Origin of the sequence: Microbacterium psychrotolerans, assembly GCF_031085295.1 — a bacterium.
Classification (GTDB): Bacteria; Actinomycetota; Actinomycetes; order Actinomycetales; family Microbacteriaceae; genus Microbacterium; species Microbacterium psychrotolerans.
Genome location: NZ_JAVFWO010000002.1, coordinates 746,728 through 770,100 on the forward strand (window position 1 = coordinate 746,728; position 23,373 = coordinate 770,100).

Genomic DNA, 23,373 nt, shown 5'->3' on the forward strand with positions numbered 1-23,373 from the left:
CGGACAAGGGCCGCGAGCCGGCCACATTCTGGGCGCACCTCCTCGAGAAAGGCGGCCCGGTGTCGGAACTGCGTTGGGATGAGATCGATCGGCGCGCGGTGGACACTGCTCGCGTCCTGGCTGCGGATGCTGTGGAGAAGGTCGGCAACGGCCACCCCGGCACCGCGATGAGCCTGGCGCCGGCGGCGTACCTGCTCTACCAGCGCGTGCTGCGTCACGACCCCGCCGACACACACTGGGTGGGCCGCGACCGGTTCATCCTGTCGGCCGGGCACTCCTCGCTCACGCAGTACGTGCAGCTCTACCTCGGCGGGTTCGGGCTCGAGCTCGACGACCTGAAGGCGCTGCGCACCTGGGGCTCGCTCACGCCGGGACACCCGGAGTACGGGCACACGAAGGGCGTCGAGATCACGACCGGCCCCCTCGGCCAGGGCCTCGCGTCGGCCGTCGGCTTCGCCTACGCCGCCCGCTACGAGCGCGGCCTGTTCGATCCGGACGCCGCCGCCGGCACGTCGCCCTTCGACCACCACATCTACGTGATCGCCGGCGACGGCGACCTGCAGGAGGGCATCACCTCCGAGGCCTCGTCGCTGGCCGGCCATCAGGCCCTCGGCAACCTCATCGCCATCTACGACTCGAACCAGATCTCGATCGAGGACGACACCAACGTCGCCTTCACCGAGGACGTCGCCAAGCGCTACGAGGCCTACGGCTGGCAGGTGCAGGTCGTCGACTGGAAGAAGACGGGCGAGTACGTCGAGGACGTCGCCGAGCTGTTCGCCGCCATCGAGGCGGCGCAGGGCGAGACGGCCAAGCCGTCCCTCATCATCCTCCGCACGATCATCGGCTGGCCGTCGCCCGGCAAGCAGAACACCGGCAAGATCCACGGCTCCGCGCTGGGCGGCGACGAGCTCGCCGCGACGAAGAAGGTGCTCGGCTTCGACCCCGAGCAGTCCTTCGTCGTCGCCGAGGACGTCCTCGCGCACACGCGCTCGCTGAAGGACCGCGCCGCCGAGGAGCGCGCGGCCTGGCAGGAGTCGTTCGACGCCTGGGCGGCGGCGAACCCCGAGCGCAAGGCGCTGTTCGACCGCCTCGAGTCCGGCGAGCTGCCCACCGACGTGGCTGCAGCCCTCCCCTCGTTCGAAGCGGGCAAGGACGTCTCCACGCGCGCCGCGTCGGGCATCGTGATCAACGCCCTCGCCGCCGAGCTGCCGGAGCTCTGGGGCGGCTCGGCCGACCTCGCCGAGTCCAACCTCACGACGATCAAGGACGCGAAGTCCTTCATCCCGGTCGAATGGTCGACGCACGAGTGGTCGGGCGACCCGTACGGCCGCGTGCTGCACTTCGGCATCCGCGAGCACGCGATGGGCGCCATCGTCAACGGCATCAAGCTGCACGGCCCGACACGCCCCTTCGGCGGCACGTTCCTCATCTTCAGCGACTACATGCGCCCCTCGGTGCGGCTGGCCGCGCTGATGGACATCCCGTCGATCTTCGTCTGGACGCACGACTCCGTCGCGCTCGGCGAGGACGGACCCACCCACCAGCCGGTCGAGCAGCTCGCGACGCTGCGTGCCATCCCGAACTTCACGGTGGTGCGCCCCGCCGACGCGAACGAGACCTCGGCCGCGTGGCTCGAGATCGTCCGTCGCCAGGGAGGCCCGATCGGCATCGCGCTGACCCGGCAGAACATCCCGGTGTTCGAGCGGGGTCAGGGTGAGGCCGACGGCGACGTCTTCGCGTCGACGGACGGCGTCGCCAAGGGCGCGTACATCCTCGCCGAGGCGCCGGGCGGCACGCCCGATGTGATCCTCATCGCGACCGGCTCCGAGGTGCAGCTGGCCGTGTCGGCCCGCGAGACGCTCGCCGCCGAGGGCGTGAACGCCCGCGTGGTGTCGGCGCCCTCGCTCGAGTGGTTCGACGAGCAGGACGCGGCCTACCGCGAGAAGGTCCTGCCCGCCGCGGTGAAGGCGCGCGTGTCGGTCGAGGCGGGCTCGGCGCTCACCTGGCGCGGCATCGTCGGCGACGCCGGCCGCTCCGTCGCGATCGACCACTTCGGCGCGTCGGCCGACTACAAGACCCTGTTCCAGAAGTTCGGCATCACCGCCGACGCCGTCGTCCAGGCCGCCCGCGAGACGCTCGCGGCCGCGAGCGACGTTTAAGCACGAGGAGAAGGCAGCATGAGCACCCCCACTGAGAAGCTGGTCGCCGAGGGCGTGAGCATCTGGCTCGACGACCTGTCGCGCGAGCGCATCACGTCGGGCAATCTGACCGAGCTCATCTCGACGCGCAACGTCAGCGGCGTCACGACGAACCCGACGATCTTCCAGGGCGCGATCGGCGGCGGCGGGCATTCCTACGCCACGCAGATCTCGGAGCTGGCTGCGGCCGGCGCGTCGGTCGACGACGCGATCTTCGCCGCGACGACCGACGACGTGCGCGACGCGGCCGACATCTTCCGCCCGGTCTACGACTCGACGGACGGCGTCGACGGCCGCGTGTCGATCGAGGTCTCCCCCGACCTCGCCCACGACACCGAGGCGACGATCGCCCAGGCCAAGGAGCTGTGGGCCACCGTCGATCGCCCGAACGTGCACATCAAGATCCCCGCCACGAAGGCCGGCCTTCCCGCCATCACGGCCGTGCTCGGCGAGGGCATCTCGGTCAACGTCACGCTGATCTTCAGCCTGGAGCGCTACTCCGAGGTCATCGACGCCTACCTGGCGGGCCTCGAGCAGGCGCAGGCGAACGGCCACGACATCTCCAAGATCCACTCGGTCGCGTCGTTCTTCGTCTCGCGCGTGGACACCGAGGTCGACAAGCGGCTCGTCGCCATCGGCACGGACGAGGCCACGGGGCTCAAGTCGCTCGCCGGCGTCGCGAACGCCCGTCTCGCGTACGAGCTGTTCGAGCAGGCGTTCGCCACCGACCGCGCGAAGGCGCTGACGGATGCCGGCGCGCACCTCCAGCGGCCGCTGTGGGCGTCGACCGGAGTCAAGGACCCGTCCCTGCCCGACACCCTCTACGTCACCGAGCTCGTCGCCCCCGGCACCGTCAACACGATGCCCGAGAAGACGCTCGAGGCGACCTTCGACCACGGCCAGATCGCCGGTGACACCGTCACGGGCACCTACGCCGCCGCGCACGAGGTCTTCGACCGCCTCGCCGCCGTCGGCGTGGACTTCGCCGACGTCACCCAGGTCCTCGAAGACGAAGGGGTCGACAAGTTCATCGCCTCCTGGCACGACCTGCAGGGCACCGTCAAGACGGCGCTCGAGGACGCGCTCCAGGCCACCCGATGAGCTTCGACATCCACCTCAGCGGACACGTCAAGTCCGTCGTCGAGGCCACGCTGCCCGAGCTCGTGTCGAGCCTCGTGGCATCGGGCATCACCGGCGGCGACGCGTCGCTGTGGGGTCCTGCGGCCGAGGACGAGGCGTCGCGACGCCTGGGCTGGGTCGAGGCCGTCAGCGTCTCGCGCCCGCTGGTCGCCGAGATCCTGGCCCTCCGCGAGCGGCTGCGCTCGCGCAACGTCACGCGCATCGTGCTCGCGGGGATGGGCGGTTCGTCGCTCGCTCCCGAGGTGATCGCGCAGACCTCCGGTGTGCCCCTCGTGATCCTCGACTCCACGGCTCCCGGCCAGGTGCTCGCGGCGATCGACGGCGACGCGCAGGCGGGCGACCTCACGCGCACGGCGCTCGTCGTGTCGTCGAAGTCCGGCTCCACCGTCGAGACCGACTCGGCCAAGCGGGCGTTCGAGGCGGCGTTCCGCGACCTGGGGATCGACCCGGCCGAACGCATCGTCGTCGTCACCGACCCCGGCTCCCCGCTGGACCAGGAGGCGCGGGCGGACGGATACACCGTCTTCAACGCCGATCCGACCGTCGGCGGCCGCTACTCGGCACTCACCGCGTTCGGGCTGGTGCCGGCGGGTCTTGCCGGCGCCGACATCTCCGAGCTCCTCGACGAGGCAGAGGCGACGCTGCTCGAGGTGTCTATCGACAGCCCCGACAACCCGGCGCTCGTACTGGCCGCGGCGATCGCGGGCGGCCAGGAGGTCGACGGCGCAGCCTCCCGCAAGGACAAGCTGGGTCTCATCACCGACGGCACGCACATCGTGGGCCTGCCGGACTGGATCGAGCAGCTCGTCGCCGAGTCGACCGGCAAGAACGGCACCGGCATCCTGCCCGTCGTCCTGCTCCCGGTCTCCCCCGAAGTCGACGCGAAGCCGGCGGACCTGCAGATCGTGCGCCTCGTCGACGAGGCCAAGCAGTTCCACCTCTTCGAGCACCACGAGGGCGAGCTGCTCGTGAGCGGCTCGCTGGGCGCGCAGTTCGTCGTGTGGGAGTACGCGACGGCGATCGCGGGACGGATGCTGGGGATCAACCCCTTCGATCAGCCCGATGTCGAATCCGCCAAGGTGGCCGCGCGCGGCCTCCTCGACGCGCGCCCCGAGCCGACGGCTCCGGCGTTCGCCGTGGAGGGCGTCGAGGTGCGGGTCTCCGACCCCGCGCTCGCGGCATCCGGAACCGTCGCCGGTGTGCTCGACGCGCTGTGGGCACGTCTGCCCGAGGATGGGTACGTCGCGATCCAGGCGTACGTCAACCGGCTCGAGCTGTCGCAGCTCGCGGGCCTGCGCGAACTCGTCGCCGCGGACTCCGGGCGTCCCACCACGTTCGGCTGGGGCCCCCGGTTCCTGCATTCGACCGGCCAGTACCACAAGGGCGGCCCCGCGAACGGCGTGTTCCTCCAGATCCTCGAGCAGACCGACGTCGACCTCGAGATCCCCGGCCGGCCGTTCACGTTCGGCCAGCTCATCCAGGCGCAGGCCGCGGGAGACGCGGCCGTTCTCGCCGATGGCCACGGCAGACCGGTCGTGACCCTGACCCTCACCGATCCCCAGATCGAAGTGCTCTCGCTCTTCGAAGCGGCCCAGTAGGAGTTCGAGCCCCACATGACCGTCGAGATCTCGCGCGGGCACAACCCGTTGCGCGACCCCGAAGACCGTCGCCTCAACCGCATCGCCGGTCCGAGCGCGCTCGTCATCTTCGGCGTCACGGGAGACCTCTCCCGCAAGAAGCTCATGCCCGCCGTCTACGACCTCGCGAACCGCGGCCTGCTGCCTCCGGGCTTCGCGCTCGTCGGCTTCGCGCGCCGCGACTGGGCCGACCAGGACTTCGCCCAGGTCGTGTACGACGCGGTGCGCCAGTACGCGCGCACCGAGTTCCGCGACGAGACCTGGCAGCAGCTGCTCCAGGGCATCCGCTTCGTGTCGGGCGAGTTCGACGACCCCGACGCGTTCCGTCGCCTGAAAGACACCGTCGACCGGCTCGACACGGATCGCGGCACGATGGGCAACCACGCGTTCTACCTGTCGATCCCGCCGAAGGCGTTCCCGCTGGTGGCGGAGCAGCTGAAGTCGTCGGGTCTCGTGGACGACACCGCTGACCAGCCCGACCGCTGGCGCCGTGTCGTGATCGAGAAGCCGTTCGGTCACGACCAGGAGTCGGCTCGGGCGCTGAACGACGTGCTGCGCTCGGCCTTCCCGACGGACTCGATCTTCCGCATCGACCACTACCTCGGCAAGGAGACGGTCCAGAACATCCTGGCGCTCCGCTTCGCGAACGAGCTGTACGAGCCGATCTGGAACCGCAACTACGTCGACCACGTGCAGATCACGATGGCGGAAGACATCGGCGTGGGCGGCCGCGCGGGCTACTACGACGGCGTCGGCGCGGCACGCGACGTCATCCAGAATCACCTGCTGCAGCTGATGGCGCTGACGGCCATGGAGGAGCCCATCTCGTTCGACGCCAAGGACCTCCGCGCCGAGAAGGAGAAGGTGCTCGCCGCCGTCACCCTGCCGGAGGACCTGGCCCGTTCGACGGCGCGCGGTCAGTACGCGGGCGGCTGGCAGGGCGGTGAGAAGGTGCTCGGCTTCCTCGAGGAGGACGGCATGAACCCTCACTCGACGACCGAGACGTATGCCGCCGTCACCCTCGAGGTGAACACCCGTCGCTGGGCGGGCGTGCCGTTCTACCTCCGTACAGGCAAGCGTCTGGGCCGCCGCGTCACCGAGATCGCCGTCGTCTTCAAGCGCGCTCCCGAGCTGCTGTTCTCGCGCAGCCAGACGTCGGGTCAGGGCCAGAACGCCCTGGTGATCCGCGTGCAGCCCGACGAGGGCGTCACGATCCGGTTCGGCTCGAAGGTGCCCGGCGCGGGCGCCCAGGTGCGCGATGTCACGATGGACTTCGGCTACGGCCACGCCTTCACCGAGGCGAGCCCCGAGGCCTACGAGCGCCTCATCCTCGACGTGCTCCTCGGCGACCCGCCGCTGTTCCCGCGGCACGAAGAGGTCGAGCTGTCGTGGAAGATCCTCGACCCGATCGAGCGATTCTGGGACGCCCAGGGCGGTCCGCTCGAACAGTACTCACCCGGGTCGTGGGGCCCGGACTCCGCGGACGAGATGCTCGCCCGCGATGGACGGACCTGGAGGCGCCCGTGATCGTCGATCTTCCCGACACCACTGTCAGCAAGATCTCGCGTGCGCTCGTCAACGTGCGCGAGGAGGGCGGCGCGGTCGCGCTGGGCCGTGTGCTGACCCTCGTCATCCTCACGCGTGAGGCCGCGGTCGAAGAGGTCATCGAGGCCGCCAACGACGCGTCGCGCGAGCACCCGATGCGCGTCATCGTTCTGCTGATCCCCGACGGTTACGACGCCGAACCGCGCCTGGACGCCCAGATCCGCGTGGGCGGCGACGCCGGCGCGAGCGAGGTCGTCACCCTGCGGGCGTTCGGCGACGCGGGTCACTCGAACCTCGAGAGCCTCGTGACGGGCCTGCTGCTGCCCGACGCTCCCGTCGTGGTGTGGTGGCCGAACCGTACGCCCGACAACATCTCGAAGACCTCGATCGGCCGCATCGCGCAGCGCCGGATCACGGATGCCGCGACCAAGTCCGACCCGTCGGCGTGGGTCGCGGGCCTGGGCGAGCAGTACGCACCCGGCGACACCGACCTGGCGTGGACGCGGCTGACCCGCTGGCGCGAGCAGCTGGCCGCCATCCTCGACCAGCCGCCGTACGAGCCGGTGGTCGGCGTGCGCGTGCGTGGTGCGTCGGACTCGCCCTCCACCGCGCTCCTGGCGGCCTGGCTGCGTCTCACGCTCGACGTCCCCGTCGACTGGGCGTATCTGGACGCCGAGGAGTGGCCGCACGGCATCAAGTCCGTCGCGCTGGTGCGTCCGAGCGGCGAGGTGCTCCTGGAGCGCCCGACGCCCGGCGTGGCGATCCTCACACAGCCCGGACAGCCCACCCACGACCTGGCATTCCCGCGCCGGACGCTGCGCGAATGCCTGGCCGAGGAGCTCCGTCGCCTCGACCCGGACGTCCTGTATGGTCGAGTCATCACCGAGGGCTGGCAGCTGCTCGACCCTCCGGCGACGAAGGGGACGCAGGCCTGATGGACAGTGCACGGGTGACGGACAGGACGACGACGAATGCCTGAGGGCTGGGCCGAGAAACGCGTCATCATCAGTCCCGATCCCAGTGCGCTCGTCGAATCCGTCGCTCCGCGCTTCCTGAGCCGGGTCGCCAAGCGCGTCGACGAAGGCAAGCTCGCCCACATCTCCCTCACGGGCGGATCGATGGGTGCGGCGGTGCTCGCCGCCGCAGGACGCAGTCCGCGCGCAGCCCGGATCGACTGGTCGCGCGTGCACTTCTGGTGGAGCGACGAGCGGTTCGTCCCGCTCGGCGACGCCGACCGCAACGACCGCCAGGCGCGTGAGGCGTTCCTGGACGGCCTGGACATCCCGGCGGAGAACATCCACGCCACGCTCGGCAGCGATGACGGCGTGGAGCTGGATGCCGCCGCCGCCGCGTACGCCGAGGAGCTCGCCCGCTTCCCCGGCGCCGAAGGAGCATGGCCCTCGTTCGACGTGTGCTTCCTCGGAGTCGGGCCGGACGGGCATATCGCGTCGCTCTTCCCGGACCGTGCCGAGATCCAGATCACGGATCGCTCGGTGGTCGCGGTGCGCGACTCCCCCAAGCCTCCGCCGGAACGGATCACGATGACCCGTCCCGTCATCAACAGCTCGAAGCGCGTCTGGCTCGTCCTGTCGGGCGCCGACAAGGCCGCAGCGCTGGGGCTCGCGCTGGCCGGCGCGAGCTATGCCAGTGTGCCCGCAGCCGGCGCGAAGGGCCGCAAGCGCACGACGTTCTTCGTCGACGAGGCGGCTGCCGCGCAGGTGCCGCCGGAACTCATCGACCGCGAGTACTGACGCCCGACACCGGACGCCGAATACACGAGAAGAGCGGATGCCTCGGCATCCGCTCTTCTCGTGTGTGACGTCTGTCTCTGGTCAGCCCTGTCCGCGGCGCTCGCGGAGCTGCTTCAGCGCGTCGTCGAGGAGCGTCTCTGCTTCCTCTTCGGTGCGGCGCTCCTTCACGTACGCGAGGTGGGTCTTGTACGGCTCGGTCTTCGCGACGGCGGGAGGGTTCTCCTTGTCGCGTCCGGCCGGCAGGCCCGAGTGGGGCGAGTCGATCGTGTCGGGGATCTCTTCCTCGGGGATGCCCGCTGCGAAGTAGCGCACCGTCTCGTTGCCCAGGGCGTCCCAGTACGAGATGGCGATGCGCTCGGCGTGGAAGCCGTGGTCCTGCTCGCCCATCGGACCGGCACCGACGCGGGTGCCGCGGATCGCGTTGCCTCCGGTGGCCATCAGATGGCCTGGAACTTCGTGATCAGGCCGAGCGCCACGATCGATGCGAACCACACCAGAGCGAGGACCACCGTGAATCGGTTGAGGTTGCGCTCGGCGAGGCCCGAGGAGCCCATGGCGGAGGTCATGCCGCCGCCGAACATGTCGGACAGGCCGCCACCGCGCCCCTTGTGGAGCAGGATGAGGAGGGTCAGCAGGAGACTCGTGATGCCGAGAAGCACCTGCAGGACGAACTCGAGGATCTGCACAGTCGTTGAAGCCTTTCGCTGCGATCGTTCGCCGACCGCACAAGGGTCAAGTATACGTGTACGCCGGCGGGCGGCGAGGAATCCTCGCCGCCCGCCGGTCAGAGGTCAGACGCCGACGTGCTTCTGGTACCGGATGATCGCGGCGAACTCGTCGACGACGAGGCTCGCACCGCCGACCAGGGCGCCGTCGACATCGGGCTCGCGCATGAAGCTTGCGATGTTCGCAGCCTTCACCGAGCCGCCGTAGAGAACCCGCGTGCGGGCAGCGGCATCCGGTCCGAGCTTCTCGGCGATGACCTCGCGGAGCTTGGCGCACACCTCCTGCGCCTGCTCAGGGGTCGCCGCCTGGCCGGATCCGATCGCCCACACCGGCTCGTAGGCCACGACGATGTCGGCATCCGCCTTCACGCCTTCCAGCGCGGCCTGGAGCTGACCGACCGGGACGGCGCTCGCGCCGTGCTTCTCGAGGTCGTCGGCGGTCTCGCCCACGCAGATCACGGGGACCAGCCCGTGCTTCAGCGCGGCCTGCACCTTCGCGGCGACGATGTCGTCGCCCTCATGGTGGTACTCGCGCCGCTCGGAGTGACCGATGATCACGTAGCGGTTGTCGAGCTTCGCGAGGAACGCACCCGACACCTCGCCCGTGTAGGCGCCGGAGTCGTGCGACGAGATGTCCTGCGCGCCCAGCGCGAACGGGATCTTGTCGGCGTCGAGGAGGGTCTGCACCGTGCGGAGATCGGTGAAGGGCGGGAAGACCGCGACCTCGACCGAGCCGTCCTCGTGCTTCGCGTCCTTGAGCGTCCAGTGCAGCTTCTGGACGAAGGCGACCGCCTGCAGGTGGTCGAGGTTCATCTTCCAGTTTCCGGCGATGAGCGGGGTACGACCTGCTACTGCCATCCGAGGACCTCCAGTCCGGGGAGTTTCTTGCCCTCGAGGAACTCGAGGCTGGCGCCACCGCCGGTCGAGATGTGGCCGAAGGCGTCGTCGGCGAACCCGAGCTGGCGGACCGCCGCGGCGGAGTCGCCTCCGCCGACGACCGACAGGCCGTCGACCTCGGTGAGCGCTTGTGCGACGGCCTTGGTCCCGGCCGCGAACGGTGCGAGCTCGAACACGCCCATCGGGCCGTTCCAGAACACCGTCTTCGAGTCGCGGACGAGCTCGGCGAACCGCGCCGCCGTGTCGGGCCCGATGTCCAGGCCCAGCCCGGAGGCCCCGAACGGCGTCTGCTCGATCTGATCCGCGCGCGTCACCACGTGCTCCGCGTCGGCGCCGAACTTCGAGGCGACGACCACGTCGGTCGGCAGCACGAGCTCGACACCCGACTCCTCCGCGCGGCGCATGTAATCGCGGACGGTGTCGAGCTGATCGGCCTCGAGCAGGCTCGAGCCGACCTTGTGGCCCTGGGCGGCGAGGAACGTGAAGAGCATCCCGCCGCCGATGAGCAGCCGGTCGACGCGCGGCAGCAGGTGCGAGATGACGCCCAGCTTGTCGCTCACCTTCGAGCCGCCGAGGACGACCGTGTAGGGCCGCTCGGGGTTCTCGGTGAGGCGGTCCAGGACGTCCAGCTCGGTCGCGATGAGCAGGCCGGCTGCTGACGGCAGGATCTCGGCCAGCTCGTACACCGACGCCTGCTTGCGGTGGACGACGCCGAAGCCGTCCGAGACGAGCGCGTCGCCGAGTGCGGCGAGCTGTTCGGCGAACGCGCGGCGCTCCCCTTCGTCCTTCGCGGTCTCGCCCGGGTTGAACCGGAGGTTCTCGATCACCGCGACGTCACCGTCCTCGAGGGCCTCGACGGCCTCGTGGGCGGACTCGCCGACGGTGTCGCGGGCGAACGCGACGGGCTTGCCGAGGAGCTCCGAAAGACGCTGCGCGACCGGTGCGAGGCTGTACTTCGCATCGGGAGCCCCGTCGGGGCGACCGAGGTGCGAGCAGACGACGAGGCGTGCGCCCTGATTGATCAGAGCGTTGAGCGTGGGAAGGGATGCCCGCACACGGCCATCGTCCGCAATGACCGCGTCCTTGAGAGGAACGTTGAGGTCACAGCGGACGATGACGCGCTTGCCTGCGAGCGAACCCAGCGAATCGAGGGTGCGCAGAGCCATGGTGATCGCTTAGAGGCGCTCGGCCACGTACTCGGTGAGGTCGACGAGGCGGTTGGAGTAGCCCCACTCGTTGTCGTACCAGGCCGAAACCTTGACCAGGTTGCCGCTCACGTTGGTCAGCTCCGAGTCGAAGATCGACGAGTGCGGGTTGCCCTGGATGTCGCTGGAGACGATCGGGTCCTCGGTGTACTGGAGGTACCCGGCGAGGCGGCCGTCAGCAGCGGCAGCCTGGTAGGCGGCGTTGACCTGGTCGACCGTGAGACCCTCGGTCGGGGTGACGATCGTGAGGTCGACGATCGAGCCGGTGGGCACCGGCACGCGGTAGGACGAGCCGCTGAGCTTGCCGTTCAGCTCGGGGAGCACGTGGCCGATCGCCTTCGCAGCACCGGTCGAGGCCGGGACGATGTTGATCGCGGCGGCGCGGGCCCGGCGGAGGTCGCTGTGCGGGCCGTCCTGGAGGTTCTGGTCGGCCGTGTACGCGTGGGCGGTCATCATGAAGCCGCGCTCGATGCCGAAGGCGTCGTTGAACACCTTCGCCAGCGGGGCGAGGCAGTTCGTGGTGCAGGAGGCGTTCGAGATGATGACGTGGTTCTCGGGGTCGTAGTCGCCCTCGTTGACGCCCATGACGACGGTGACGTCGTCACCGGTCGCGGGAGCGGAGATGAGCACCTTCTTGGCCCCGCCGGCGACGTGCTTCTTGGCGTCGTCGGCCTTGGTGAAGCGACCGGTCGACTCGATGACGATGTCGACGCCCAGCTCGCCCCAGGGGAGGTTGGCGGGGTCGCGCTCTTCGAAGACCTTGATCTTCTTGCCGCCGACGGTGATGGAGTCCTCGTCGTAGGACACCTCGGCGTCCAGCGGGCCGCCCACCGAGTCGTACTTGAGCAGGTGAGCGAGCGTCTTGTTGTCGGTGAGGTCGTTCACCGCCACGATGTCGAGGTCCGCACCCTGCGCGAGTGCCGCGCGGAGGTAGTTGCGTCCGATTCGGCCGAAGCCGTTGATGCCGATCTTGACAGTCACGGAGTTTCTCCTGAGATGTGTCGTGCGCGAGTGCGCGGTTGGTGCGATGCGAACGAGGACAACGGCGTCCCGGCGGGCGTCCCGCCGGGACAGCCGCGCCTGTTTATGACAGTACCAGCAGGCCCGAGGTCTTCTGGCGGGCGGCGTCGAGGCGCTGCGCCACGTTCTGCCAGTTCGCGATGTTCCAGACGGCCTTCACGTAGTCGGCCTTGACGTTCAGGTAGTCGAGGTAGAAGGCGTGCTCCCACATGTCGAGCTGGAACACCGGGATCGTGCCCTGCGCGGTGTTGCTCTGCTGGTCGAACAGCTGCTGGATGATCAGCTGCTCGCCGATCGGGTCCCAGCTGAGGACGGCCCAGCCCGAGCCCTGGATGCCGGTCGCGGCGGCGGTGAAGTGCGCCTGGAACTTGTCGAAGCCGCCGAAGAACTCGTCGATCGCGGCGCGCAGCTCGCCCTCGGGCTCTCCGCCGCCCTCGGGCGAGAGGTTCGTCCAGAAGATCGAGTGGTTGACGTGACCGCCGAGGTTGAACGCGAGGTCCTTCTCGAGCTTGTTCACGTTGGCCAGGTTGCCGGTCTCGCGCGCCTCGGCCAGCTGCTCCAGCGCGGTGTTCGCGCCGGTGACGTACGCCTGGTGGTGCTTGCTGTGATGCAGCTCCATGATCTTGCCGCTGATGTGCGGCTCGAGGGCGGCGTAGTCGTAAGGGAGGTCGGGCAAGGTGTACTTCGCCATGTTCTCTTCTTCCTGTCGGCGCGCGCCGAAATCCCCGGCGCAGCGAGGGTGACGGAATCATCCTACTGAGCGGCAACGCACGGGCGACGGGGTTGCTTCCCACTGTGACGTGTGGAACACGGTCCCGCGGCGGCTGCCCGCAGGGCTTCGCGCGGTGCGGAGCCCTGGATGTGTGCGTACGGCCCCGGCCCGCGACATCAGCCGCGCAGGATCAGTCCTCGATGCCGGCGGGGACGGCCGACTCGGTGCCCGGCAGGCCCTCCGCCTCGGCCTTCTTGTCGGCCATCGCGAGCAGGCGCCGGATGCGGCCGGCGACGGCGTCCTTGGTCAGCGGCGGGTCGGCGTGGTGGCCCAGCTCGTCGAGGCTCGCGTCTCGGTGCGCGAGACGCAGGTCACCGGCCTGGCGGAGGTGCTCGGGCACCTCGTCGCCGAGGATCGCGAGTGCGCGCTCGACACGCGCGCAGGCGGCCACGGCGGCCTGGGCGGAGCGACGGAGGTTCGCGTCGTCGAAGTTGACGAGCCGGTTGACACCCGCACGCACCTCGCGGCGCTGACGCATCTGGTCCCAGTCGGCCGCCGCGCGCATGGCGCCCATGGCGGCGAGGGCGGCGCGGATCGCCTCGCCCTCACGCACGACGACGCGCGGGATGCCGCGCACCTCCCGGGCCTTGCCGGCGATGCCGAGACGGTGTGCGGCGCCGACGAGGGCCATCGCGGCCTCGGAGGACGGGCACGTGATCTCGAGCGCGGCGGAACGACCCGGGTCGGTCAGCGTGCCGGCCGCCAGGAACGCGCCGCGCCAGATCGCCGCGAGGTCGCCGCGCGAGCCCGTCGTGAGCTTGTTCGGAAGCCCGCGCACCGGCCGGCGGCGCTGGTCCAGGAGGCCGGTCTGGCGGGCGAGGGTCTCGCCGCCCTCGATCACTCGCACCGCATAGTGGCTGCCGGTGCGGGCACCGGAGCCCTGCACGTGCACGAGTTCCGGGCGCACGCCGTACAGCTCGACGAGGTCGCGGGCGGTGCGCCGGGCGAGGATGTCGGAATCGAGTTCGGCCTCGACCGCGACGCGGTTGGCGATCGAGTGCAGGCCGCCCGAGAATCGCAGCAGCGACGTGAGCTCGGCGACCCGCGCGGTGGGGCGCGGGTCTCGCACGGTGATCAGCTCGGCCTTCACGTCAGCGGTCAGCGACACGGGACTCCTTCGCGGGTCTTTCGGGAACGACCCTCCACCCTACCGGCCGGGACGCGCCTCATCACTCCCGCCCGAGGTCGCGATGCGTCACACGGACGGCCACGCCGGGCACCGCCCCGAGGCGCTCCGCGAGCTCGCGGACCATCACCACCGAGCGGTGCTTGCCGCCGGTACAGCCCACGGCGACGACCGAGTGGCTCTTGTTCTCGCGCTGATACCCCTCGAGCACCGGGCGCAGCGCCGCGCTGTACGCCTCCAGGAACTCGGCCGCACCGGTCTGCGCCAGTACGTACTCGCGCACCTCGGCGTCCTCACCGGTGAACGGTCGGAGCCGCTCGTCCCAGAACGGGTTCGGCAGGAACCGCATGTCGGCCACGAGGTCGGCATCGGGCGGCAGCCCGTACTTGAAGCCGAAGCTCTGCAGGGTGAGCGTGTGCCGCGCGGTCCCCTCCTCGGTGAAGAGGTCGGCGACCTTGGTCGCGAGTTGGTGGATGTTGTACGACGACGTGTCGATGATGACGTCGGCGTCCTCGCGGACAGCAGCCAGACGCGCACGCTCGCGACGGATGCCGTCGAGGATGGTCCCCTCGCCCTGCAGCGGGTGGGGGCGCCGCACCGCCTCGAACCGGCGCACGAGCACCTCGTCCGAGGCGTCGAGGAACATCACCCGGATCTGCCGGCGCTCGCGGAGCGCCCGCATCGCATCGGGCAGGTCGGAGAAGAGGTCGCGGCCGCGCACGTCGACAACGACGGCGACTCTCGGCAGCACTCCCCCGGCCAGCTCGGTGAGGTCCAGGAGCGGCTTGAGCATCTGCGGCGGCAGATTGTCGACCACATACCAGTCGAGATCCTCGAGCGAGTTGGCCGCGGTCGATCTCCCGGCGCCCGACATCCCCGTGACGATCAGCACTTCCCCGACGTCGTGACGCGTCGCCTCGCCCATGACCACCCCCGTCGAGCCCAGCCTACCCACTGGTGACAGGTGCGGGCTCCGCGAGGTGCGAGTGAATCGCCGCCGCGAGCTTCGGACCGACGCCCGGCAGCTCGGCGATCTCTTCGGGGGTCGCCTTGCGCAGCGCCGACACCGATCCGAAGTGCCGCAGGAGCGCCTTGATGCGGGCCTCGCCGAGACCCGGCACCTCCGCGAGTACGCTCTGGATGTCGCGGCGCCGCCGCTTGCGCTGATGGGTGATCGCGAAGCGGTGGGCCTCGTCGCGAAGTCGCTGCAGGAGGTAGAGCGCCTCGGAGGTGCGGGGCAGGATGACCGGGTACTCCTCCCCCGGCAGCCACACCTCCTCGAGCCGCTTGGCGATGCCGCACAGCGCGATCTCCTCGTGGCCCGCATCCCGGAGGGCGCGGGCCGCCGCCTCCACCTGCGGCTTGCCGCCGTCGACCACGAGCAGCTGAGGACGATAGGCGAAGCGCGGGCGGCGCCGCTCGGTGACGACGGTCTCGTCGGAGGTCACGTCGGGCACGGGCGTCGTCTCGTTCTCCTCCGGGCGGTCCAGGTAGGCGAGGCGTCGCGTGAGCACCTGGTAGAGCGAGTCGGTGTCGTCCGTGGTCTCGGCGACGCCGAACGAGCGGTACTGATCCTTGCGCGGCAGGCCGTCCTCGAAGACGACCATCGAGGCCACGACGTTTGTGCCGCTCAGATGCGACACGTCGAAGCACTCGATGCGCAACGGAGCCTCGGCGAGGTCGAGTGCCTCCTGCAGGTCGGTGAGCGCCTGGCTGCGGGCGACGTAGTCGCTGGTGCGCCGGGTCTTGTGGAGCATCAGCGCCTGCTGGGCGTTGAGGGTGGCGGTGCGCATGAGATCCGCCTTGCGGCCGCGCTGCGCCACCTGGATCGTCACGCTCCTGCCCCGACGGGTCCGCAGCCACTCCTCGAGGTCGGCCGCGTCGTCCGGCATGGACGGCACCAGCACCTGTCTCGGGATGTCGGCGCCCGAGGCGTTGCCGTACGTGCGCTGGATGACCTGGTCGACGAGATCGCCGTCGGAGATGTCGATCTCCTTCTCGATCGTCGTCGCGCGCACACCGCGCACGCGGCCGCCGCGAATGACGAAGTGCTGCACCGTGGCGGCGAGCTCGTCCTCGGCGATGCCGAAGAGGTCGGCGTCGGTGTCGGCCGCGAGCACGAGCGCGCTCTTGTTCAGCACGGCGTCGATGGAGTGCAGGCGGTCGCGGTAGACGGCGGCGGCCTCGTAGTCCATCGCCGCCGATGCCTCGCGCATGCGCGCCGTCAGCTGCTTCGTGAAGCGCTGGTCGCCGCCGGACATGAAGGCGATGAAGTCGTCGACGATCGCGCGGTGCTCCTCGATCGTGACCTTCATCGAGCAGGGTCCGCCGCAGCGCCCGATCTGGCCCGGGAAGCAGGGGCGGCCGGTCGCCATGGCCTTCTTGTACGACGAGTCGCTGCAGGTGCGGATCGGGAAGACCTTGATCATGAGGTCGATCGTGTCGTGCACCGCCCACACCTTGGGGTACGGACCGAAGTACTTGGCGCCCGGGATGCGGCGGTTGCGCGTCACGATGACGCGCGGCGCCTCATCGGCGAGGGTGATCGCCATGAACGGGTACGACTTGTCGTCCTTGTAGCGGACGTTGAACGGCGGATCGAACTCCTTGATCCACTGGTACTCGAGCTGGAGCGAGTCGACGTCGGTCGCGACGACCGTCCACTCCACGGAGGCCGCCGTCGTGACCATGCGACGGGTGCGCTCGTGGAGCGTGTGCAGCGGAGCGAAGTAGTTCGACAGGCGGGCGCGGAGGTTCTTCGCCTTGCCGACGTACAGCACGCGACCGTCCCGGTCGCGGAAACGGTACACCCCGGGATTGGTGGGGATCTCGCCCGGGTTCGGCTTGTACGGGACGGTGGGAGCGGAGCGCGCCATGCCGCTCAGCCGGCCTTGCGGGCCTCGACGAGCTCCGCGTGGCCGCCGACGCCCAGCACCTCGGCGAGGAAGACGCCGGTGTGGCTGGCTTCGACGCGCGCGACCTGCTCGGGTGTGCCCGTCGCGATGACCTCACCGCCGCCGGCACCCCCCTCGGGGCCGAGGTCGATGACCCAGTCGGAGGACTTGATCACGTCGAGGTTGTGCTCGATCACGATGACGGTGTTGCCCTTGTCGACGAGGCCGTTCAGCACCTCGAGGAGCTTCCGGACGTCCTCGAAGTGCAGGCCCGTCGTCGGCTCGTCCAGGACGTAGATGGAGCGGCCGTTGGTGCGGCGCTGCAGTTCCGTGGCGAGCTTGACGCGCTGTGCCTCGCCGCCCGACAGCGTCGTGGCGGACTGCCCCAGCCGCACGTAGCCGAGGCCGACGTCGACGAGTGTCTTCAGGTAGCGGTGGATCGCCTGGATCGGCTCGAAGAACTCGGCCGCCTCGGCGATCGGCATCTCCAGGACCTCGGCGATGTTCTTGCCCTTGTAGTGCACGGCCAGGGTGTCGCGGTTGTACCGCTTGCCGTGGCAGACCTCGCAGTCGACGTAGACGTCGGGCAGGAAGTTCATCTCGATCTTGATCGTGCCGTCGCCCGAGCACGCCTCGCACCGGCCGCCCTTGACGTTGAAGCTGAATCGGCCCGGCTGGTAGCCGCGCACCTTCGCCTCGGGCGTCTCGCTGAACAGCGTCCGGATGCGGTCGAACACGCCGGTGTACGTCGCCGGGTTGGACCGCGGGGTGCGTCCGATCGGCGCCTGGTCGACGTGGACGACCTTGTCGAGGTTCTCGAGCCCGGTCACGCGCGTGTGCTTGCCCGCCACCCGGCGGGCGCCGTTGAGGCGCGTCGCCAGGACCTGGTACAGGATGCCGTTGACCAGCGAGGACTTGCCGGAGCCGCTCACGCCGGTCACCGAGGTGAGCACGCCGAGCGGGAAGTCGACGGTGACGTTCTTCAGGTTGTTCTCACGGGCGCCTACGACGCCGATCTGACGCTTCTTGTCGATCTTGCGGCGCTTCTTCGGCGTGGGGATGGCGCGACGCCCCGACAGGTAGTCGCCGGTGATCGAGTCTCGGTCGTCGAGGAGCTCCTCGATCGGGCCGGAGTGGACGACCTCTCCCCCGTTGACGCCGGCGCCGGGGCCGATGTCGACGACCCAGTCGGCGGCGTGGATCGTCTCCTCGTCGTGCTCGACGACGATGAGCGTGTTGCCGAGGTCGCGGAGCGCGACGAGCGTCTCGATGAGGCGGCGGTTGTCGCGCTGGTGCAGGCCGATCGACGGCTCGTCGAGCACGTAGAGCACGCCCGTCAGGCCGGAGCCGATCTGCGTCGCCAGCCGGATGCGCTGCGCCTCGCCGCCCGACAGGGTCGCGGCGGCACGGCTGAGGCTCAGGTAATCCAGACCCACGCGGATGAGGAAGTCCAGTCGCAGGCGGATCTCGCGCAGCACCTGCGCGGCGATCGTCGCCTCGCGCTCGGTGAGCGTCAGCTTCGCGAAGTACTCGCGCGCCTCGCCGAGGCTCAGGCGCGACGCATCCGCGATCGAGTGTCCGTGCACCTGCACGGCCAGCACCTCGGGCTTGAGGCGCGCGCCGTCGCACACGGGGCACGGCACCTCGCGCAGGTACTCCGACCAGCGCTGCCGCTGCGTGTCGGACTCGGCCTGCGTGTACTGCCGCTCGATGTAGGGCACGACGCCCTCGAAGCCCGACGAGTAGCGCATCTCGCGTCCATAGCGGTTCTTCCACCGCACGGTGACCTTGTAGTTCTCGCCGCGCAGCACTGCCTCGCGGACGTCCGACGGCAGCTTCTTCCACGGAGTGTCGAGCGAGAAACCCAGGTCGTTCGCCAGTCCTTCGAGCAGGCGCTCGTAGTACTGGAAGAGCCCCTTACCTTGGGTGGTCCACGGGATGAGCACGCCCTCGCGGATCGACAGGTCCTCGTCGCCGAGCATCAATTCGACGTCGACCGACATGCGGGTACCGAGGCCCGAGCACGCCGGGCATGCGCCGAACGGGGCGTTGAACGAGAACGTCCGCGGCTCGATCTCGGTGAGCTGCAGCGGGTGCCCGTTCGGGCACGCCAGCTTCTCGGAGAAGGACTGCCAGGCGGCGTCGCCCTCTTCGTCGACGAAGTTGACCTGCATGACGCCGCCGGCAAGCGAGAGCGCGGTCTCGACCGAGTCGGTGACGCGATCCAGGATGGCGGGCGCCGCGACCAGGCGGTCGACCACGACGGCGATGTCGTGCTTGTAGCTCTTCTTGAGCACCGGCGGCTCTGCCAGCTGGATGAGCTCGCCGTCGACGATCGCGCGCGCGTAGCCCTTGGCGCCGAGCTCCTTGAAGAGGTCGACGAACTCGCCCTTCTTCTGGGTGACGATGGGGGCGACGATCTGGTAGCGGGTGCGCTCGGGCAGCTCGATGAGCTGGTCGGCGATCTGCTGAACCGTCTGGCGCTGGATGACCTCGCCGCACTCGGGACAGTGCGGCACGCCGATGCGAGCCCACAGCAGGCGCATGTAGTCGTGGATCTCGGTGATCGTGCCGACGGTCGAGCGAGGATTGCGGTTGGTCGACTTCTGGTCGATCGACACGGCAGGGCTCAGACCCTCGATGAAGTCGACGTCGGGGCGATCGACCTGTCCCAGGAACTGGCGCGCGTACGCGCTCAGCGACTCGACGTACCGGCGCTGCCCCTCGGCGAAGATCGTGTCGAACGCGAGGCTCGACTTGCCGGAGCCGGACAGCCCCGTGAAGACGACGAGCGAATCGCGCGGGATGTCGAGGTCGACATCCTTCAGATTGTGCACGCGGGCACCGCGGACGCTCAGCATTCCGCTGGTGCCGCCGGCGGTCTTTGCGGGCATGTTCGCGGGCAGGGCGACAGGGACGATGGGCACCAGTCAAGTGTAGGCGGGGCCTCCGACATGGGGCCTGGGAGCCGTTCGCCGTCGGCGAAGACAACGGATGCCGCGGGGCACTCGGCCCCGCGGCATCCGTGTCGGATCAGCTCCGCGTCACTTGACGACGAGTGTCACCGGTTCGCTCGTCGACGGCTTCACTGTCTCGCTGCCCGCGTAGGCGACGGACAGCTCGTGCTGGCCCTTGCCCAGCTTCGGCAGCGTGAGCGTGACGGTGCCCGCGCTCGGGGCGGTGAGCATCGCGGTCGCGATCGGCTCGTCGCCGTCGTAGACCGTGATCGCGCCGGTGATCTCCGCGCCGAACTGTGCGGTCACGGTCGTCGTGTACTTGATGACGCCGTTGCCCTTCGAGTTGGCGAAGAGCTTGTTCGGCGTGCCGACGGTGGTGCTGTCGGCGCGATCGATGGCGACGGGGACGACGACTGAGGTGCCGGTGGTCGCACCGGTGAGCCTGAGCTCGACCGATCCTCCGAGGGGCACGTCGTCCGGCAGGGTCACCGACACCGCGGCCGTGCCGTAGTCGTCGTTGAGCACGGTCGTGGTGTTCACCGAGTTGTCGACAGGGAAGGCTCCCAGCCGCTCGCCGTCGAGTGAGACGACGACCTCGGCGTCCTTGACGTCCGTCGGGGCGGTCATCGCCCACGACTTGATCCCGAACGCGACGGCCGAGCCCGGGTCGTACGCCGTGGGGGCGTTCGCGGGGAACGCGACCTCGACCGCGTGCTGCGCGTAGTCCACGGGCAGCGGGGTCGTCTCGGCGAACGTCGCGAGGTAGTCCACCATCGCGGCGAGGTCGACCTTGCCGGTGTCGCGCTTGGACGCGCCGTTGGCCAGTTCGAAGAAGTTGTCGCCACCCGTCGACAGGAACGAGTTCACCGTCACGGAGTAGGTCGCCGCCGGATCGATCGGCTCGCCGTTCAGCCACATCCCGGTCACCGTGCCGCGGGTGCCCTTGTACGCCGTCAGCGACTCGTTCACGTCAGGCGTCCGCGGGTCGTCGAGCGGGTACTCGGTGACCTCCTTCTGCGTGTAGGTGTACTCGAAGCCCTCCGAGACGCCGAGGCGCAGGAAGTTGCGGGTCGGCACCTTGTTGAGCGCATCGCGCTGCCACTGCTGCTCCAAGACCTTCTTGATCTGCTCACCGGTCAGCTGCATGTTCACCAGCGTGTTGGCGAACGGCTGGACGACCGCGGCCTGCTTGTAGGTGAGGGTGCGCGGGTACGCGCCGTTGCCCGGGTCGGTGCCGAGCATGTCGGTGCGCAGCCCGCCGGGGTTCATGAAGGCGATCTGCGCGGCGCCCGCCTCCGGCGTCTCGGTCGCCCACTGCTGCACCTCGGCGACGAGGTTGCCCAGGGTCGACTCGCCACCGCGGTTCTCGCCGCCGCTCGCGAACTTGGCGCGGTTGAACCCGCCGGCGAGCTTGCCGAGCTCCACAGCGCCGAGCACCTCGGCCTTGGCCGAGGCATCCGTCGCGATCGCCGCGGTGGCGGCGTCCACGGGGTAGAGGGGCACGTAGGTCGGCGTGGTCGACGGCGGCACCGGGGCCACGGTCTTCTCCAGCGCCAGCACCTGCTGCGTCTTGGCGGTCACCTGACCGGCGTCGTCGACCGTGTACACCAGCTGGTTGAGGTTCATGCCGTACTGACCGGCGGAGACCACGGGGCGATCGGTGACCGCGCGCCCTTCGCTCGCCCACTCGGCCACGGGGAACGAGCAGTTGTACGCCAGATGCGTGTGACCCGAGACGATCGCGTCGACGTCGGGCGAGACCTCGTTGATGATGTTCGCCCATGTGCCGGAGTCGTCCATCGTCGCGCAGTCGGTCGAGGGGGCACCCTCGTGCACGAGCATGACGACCAGGTCGGCGCCCTCCGCGACAAGGTCGGCCGCCTCGGTGTTGACCGACTGCACGATCCCCTCGACCCGGATGTCGGTGATCCCGCCGGGGCTCACCAGCGTCGGGAGGTCCTCGGTGACGGCGCCGACGAACCCGACCTCCACCCCGCCGACGGTCTTGATCCACGTGGCCGGGACCGCGTCATCGCCGGTGGCCTTCATCTTGAGATTGGCCGCGATGTACTGCCACTTGGCGCCCCCGTACGGGTTCGTCACGGCGTCGTAGGGTGCCATGACGCGGTTCACGAGGTCGTCGTAGCCCTGGTCGAGCTCGTGGTTGCCGACAGCCGAAACCTCCAGGCCGGCCTCGTTGAGCGCGTCGATCGTGGGCTTGTCGTGCTGGATGAACGACTCGAACGTCGATGCGCCGATGAGGTCGCCCGCGGCGGCGAACACCGTGTTGGGGTTGGCGGCGCGCAGCTGCTTCACAGCGCCGGAGAGAACCGCGGCGCCCGCCTCGAGGCCACCGGTGTTGTCGAGGATGCGACCGTGGAAGTCGTTCGTGGCGAGGATCTGGATGTCGGTCGTCGCTGCGTTGGCGGCGGGGGCGGCGAGCGCGCTCGCCGCCAGGGCGGCGACGGTGAGCGCCGACGCGCCGAGCGCGATTCGACGGCGGGGAGAGGGAGGTGCGGAACGCGGACCAGCGCGCATAGGTGCCTGCTTCTTTCTCTTGTGCGATGCAGAGCGGCGCGCCGGATCGGGCCGGGTTCGGGGGGACCACGCCGCGCCGAGATCGAGACTAAGAGAATCCTGCGCTTTCACCTAGAGGCGCAGTGAACAGTCCCACAACGGTTCGGAAACGGGCCGTCGGCAGCGGAGGCCGGGTCAGCGTGCGCCGGCGAAGGGTCGCAGCGCGTCGCGGAGTGCCAGGAGCGCCTCCGCGTCCGTCCCGACGCTCGCCATCACCTTGCCGGGCACCTCGAGGGCCTGTTCCCGCAGTCGGCGGCCCGCGTCGGTGAGTCGCACGTCGAGCACGCGCTCGTCGTCGTCGCGGCGCGAACGCGTCACGAGACCCTGCGCCTCGAGTCGCTTCACGAGCGGCGACAGGGTCGCAGGCTCGAGGGCAAGCTCGGCGGCGAGTTCGCGCAGTGACCGGGGTGAGCGCTCCCAGAGAGCGAGCATGACCAGGTACTGCGGGTGCGTCAGCCCGAGCGGCTCCAGGATGGGCCGGTACAGACCGACGACGTTGCGCGCGGCGGTCACCAGTGCGAAGCACACCTGGTTGTCGAGTGCGAGCAGGTCATCGGGGCTGAGGTCTGCTTTCTTCACGTCCGCCATCCTATCGTGCACGAATCGTTAGTACACTAATAAGCATGTCTGAACCGGATGCCGCTCCCGCCGCCCGCCGCCCGCTCCGCGAACGCGTGCGCGAGGCGGGTGGGTGGTACGCGTACCTCAACGCGAACCTCATTCGCGTTGCGGGACCCGCGGCCGTCGGGCCATACGAGACCGCTCCCCCACCCACGGCGGCCGAGCGAGCCGAAAGGGCGTGCCCACTGTGCGGAGCGCCCATCTCGCAGCACACCTTCGACCGCTCGGGACCGAAGCCGCTCATGCACTGCCCCTGATGCACCGCACCTGATGCACCGCACCTGATGCACCGCACCTGATGCACC

19 protein-coding genes are annotated in these 23,373 nt (G+C 69.7%); 7 read left to right on the forward strand and 12 right to left on the reverse strand.

The annotated features are described in order from the left end of the window. The first annotated feature begins 59 nt into the window (after nt 1-59). The 6 genes from tkt to pgl are packed head-to-tail and all read left to right on the forward strand — an operon-like array spanning nt 60 to nt 8,274. Nucleotides 60-2,162: a transketolase gene (gene tkt / locus Q9R08_RS08270; RefSeq protein WP_308867425.1), complete on the forward strand. Its 2,103-nt coding sequence runs from the start codon at nt 60-62 to the stop codon at nt 2,160-2,162. Nucleotides 2,163-2,180: 18 nt separating this feature from the next. Next, nucleotides 2,181-3,302: a transaldolase gene (gene tal, locus Q9R08_RS08275; RefSeq protein ID WP_308867427.1), complete on the forward strand. Its 1,122-nt coding sequence runs from the start codon at nt 2,181-2,183 to the stop codon at nt 3,300-3,302. Beyond that, on the forward strand, nt 3,299-4,939 hold the full coding sequence (locus Q9R08_RS08280; protein ID WP_308867429.1) for a glucose-6-phosphate isomerase: 1,641 nt from the start codon (nt 3,299-3,301) through the stop codon (nt 4,937-4,939). Before tal ends, Q9R08_RS08280 begins: the two co-directional genes overlap by 4 nt. A gap of 15 nt (nt 4,940-4,954) precedes the next feature. Further along, complete coding sequence (gene zwf, locus Q9R08_RS08285) at nt 4,955-6,505, forward strand: glucose-6-phosphate dehydrogenase (RefSeq protein WP_308867431.1); 1,551 nt, start codon at nt 4,955-4,957, stop codon at nt 6,503-6,505. Beyond that, nucleotides 6,502-7,458 carry a glucose-6-phosphate dehydrogenase assembly protein OpcA gene (locus tag Q9R08_RS08290; RefSeq protein ID WP_308867432.1) on the forward strand — a complete coding sequence of 319 codons (957 nt, stop codon included), beginning with the start codon at nt 6,502-6,504 and terminating at the stop codon, nt 7,456-7,458. Before zwf ends, Q9R08_RS08290 begins: the two co-directional genes overlap by 4 nt. Before the next feature lie 36 nt (nt 7,459-7,494). Further along, a complete protein-coding gene (gene pgl / locus Q9R08_RS08295) occupies nt 7,495-8,274 on the forward strand; it encodes a 6-phosphogluconolactonase (protein ID WP_308867433.1) in 780 nt (259 codons plus the stop codon). An 81-nt stretch (nt 8,275-8,355) separates the two neighbouring features. On the opposite strand, the gene Q9R08_RS08300 is transcribed toward pgl, so the two are convergent. From Q9R08_RS08300 to Q9R08_RS08355, 12 genes are all read right to left on the reverse strand, one after another. Further along, nucleotides 8,356-8,712 (reverse strand): RNA polymerase-binding protein RbpA, encoded by a 357-nt coding sequence (locus Q9R08_RS08300; protein ID WP_308867434.1) that lies wholly within the window; start codon nt 8,710-8,712, stop codon nt 8,356-8,358. After that, complete coding sequence (gene secG, locus Q9R08_RS08305; RefSeq protein WP_308867435.1) at nt 8,712-8,960, reverse strand: preprotein translocase subunit SecG; 249 nt, start codon at nt 8,958-8,960, stop codon at nt 8,712-8,714. Before secG ends, Q9R08_RS08300 begins: the two co-directional genes overlap by 1 nt. Before the next feature lie 105 nt (nt 8,961-9,065). Further along, a complete protein-coding gene (tpiA, locus tag Q9R08_RS08310) occupies nt 9,066-9,857 on the reverse strand; it encodes a triose-phosphate isomerase (RefSeq protein ID WP_308867436.1) in 792 nt (263 codons plus the stop codon). After that, the gene (locus tag Q9R08_RS08315) at nt 9,848-11,062 is read right to left on the reverse strand and encodes a phosphoglycerate kinase (RefSeq protein WP_308867437.1); all 1,215 of its coding nucleotides are present in this window, start codon (nt 11,060-11,062) and stop codon (nt 9,848-9,850) included. Before Q9R08_RS08315 ends, tpiA begins: the two co-directional genes overlap by 10 nt. A 9-nt stretch (nt 11,063-11,071) precedes the next feature. Next, a complete protein-coding gene (gap, locus tag Q9R08_RS08320; RefSeq protein WP_308867438.1) occupies nt 11,072-12,082 on the reverse strand; it encodes a type I glyceraldehyde-3-phosphate dehydrogenase in 1,011 nt (336 codons plus the stop codon). Between the two features lie 103 nt (nt 12,083-12,185). Beyond that, on the reverse strand, nt 12,186-12,812 hold the full coding sequence (locus Q9R08_RS08325) for a superoxide dismutase (RefSeq protein WP_308867439.1): 627 nt from the start codon (nt 12,810-12,812) through the stop codon (nt 12,186-12,188). A 211-nt stretch (nt 12,813-13,023) separates the two neighbouring features. Continuing rightward, nucleotides 13,024-14,001 (reverse strand): DNA-binding protein WhiA, encoded by a 978-nt coding sequence (whiA, locus tag Q9R08_RS08330; RefSeq protein WP_308867440.1) that lies wholly within the window; start codon nt 13,999-14,001, stop codon nt 13,024-13,026. Between the two features lie 61 nt (nt 14,002-14,062). After that, a complete protein-coding gene (gene rapZ / locus Q9R08_RS08335) occupies nt 14,063-14,944 on the reverse strand; it encodes an RNase adapter RapZ (protein ID WP_308867441.1) in 882 nt (293 codons plus the stop codon). A 22-nt stretch (nt 14,945-14,966) separates the two neighbouring features. Continuing rightward, nucleotides 14,967-16,895, reverse strand: a complete 1,929-nt coding sequence (uvrC, locus tag Q9R08_RS08340) for an excinuclease ABC subunit UvrC (protein WP_308867442.1) — start codon at nt 16,893-16,895, stop codon at nt 14,967-14,969. 5 nt (nt 16,896-16,900) lie between these two features. Beyond that, nucleotides 16,901-19,840, reverse strand: coding sequence for an excinuclease ABC subunit UvrA (gene uvrA, locus Q9R08_RS08345; RefSeq protein WP_418001331.1), 2,940 nt, complete (start codon nt 19,838-19,840; stop codon nt 16,901-16,903). A 117-nt stretch (nt 19,841-19,957) separates the two neighbouring features. Then, on the reverse strand, nt 19,958-22,408 hold the full coding sequence (locus Q9R08_RS08350) for a 5'-nucleotidase C-terminal domain-containing protein (protein WP_308867444.1): 2,451 nt from the start codon (nt 22,406-22,408) through the stop codon (nt 19,958-19,960). A 174-nt stretch (nt 22,409-22,582) separates the two neighbouring features. Then, the gene (locus Q9R08_RS08355; protein ID WP_308867445.1) at nt 22,583-23,026 is read right to left on the reverse strand and encodes a MarR family winged helix-turn-helix transcriptional regulator; all 444 of its coding nucleotides are present in this window, start codon (nt 23,024-23,026) and stop codon (nt 22,583-22,585) included. Nucleotides 23,027-23,070: 44 nt separating this feature from the next. Here Q9R08_RS08355 and Q9R08_RS08360 point away from each other — a divergent pair, with 44 nt between their 5' ends. After that, nucleotides 23,071-23,325: a hypothetical protein gene (locus Q9R08_RS08360; protein WP_308867446.1), complete on the forward strand. Its 255-nt coding sequence runs from the start codon at nt 23,071-23,073 to the stop codon at nt 23,323-23,325. Nucleotides 23,326-23,373: the final 48 nt, after the last annotated feature.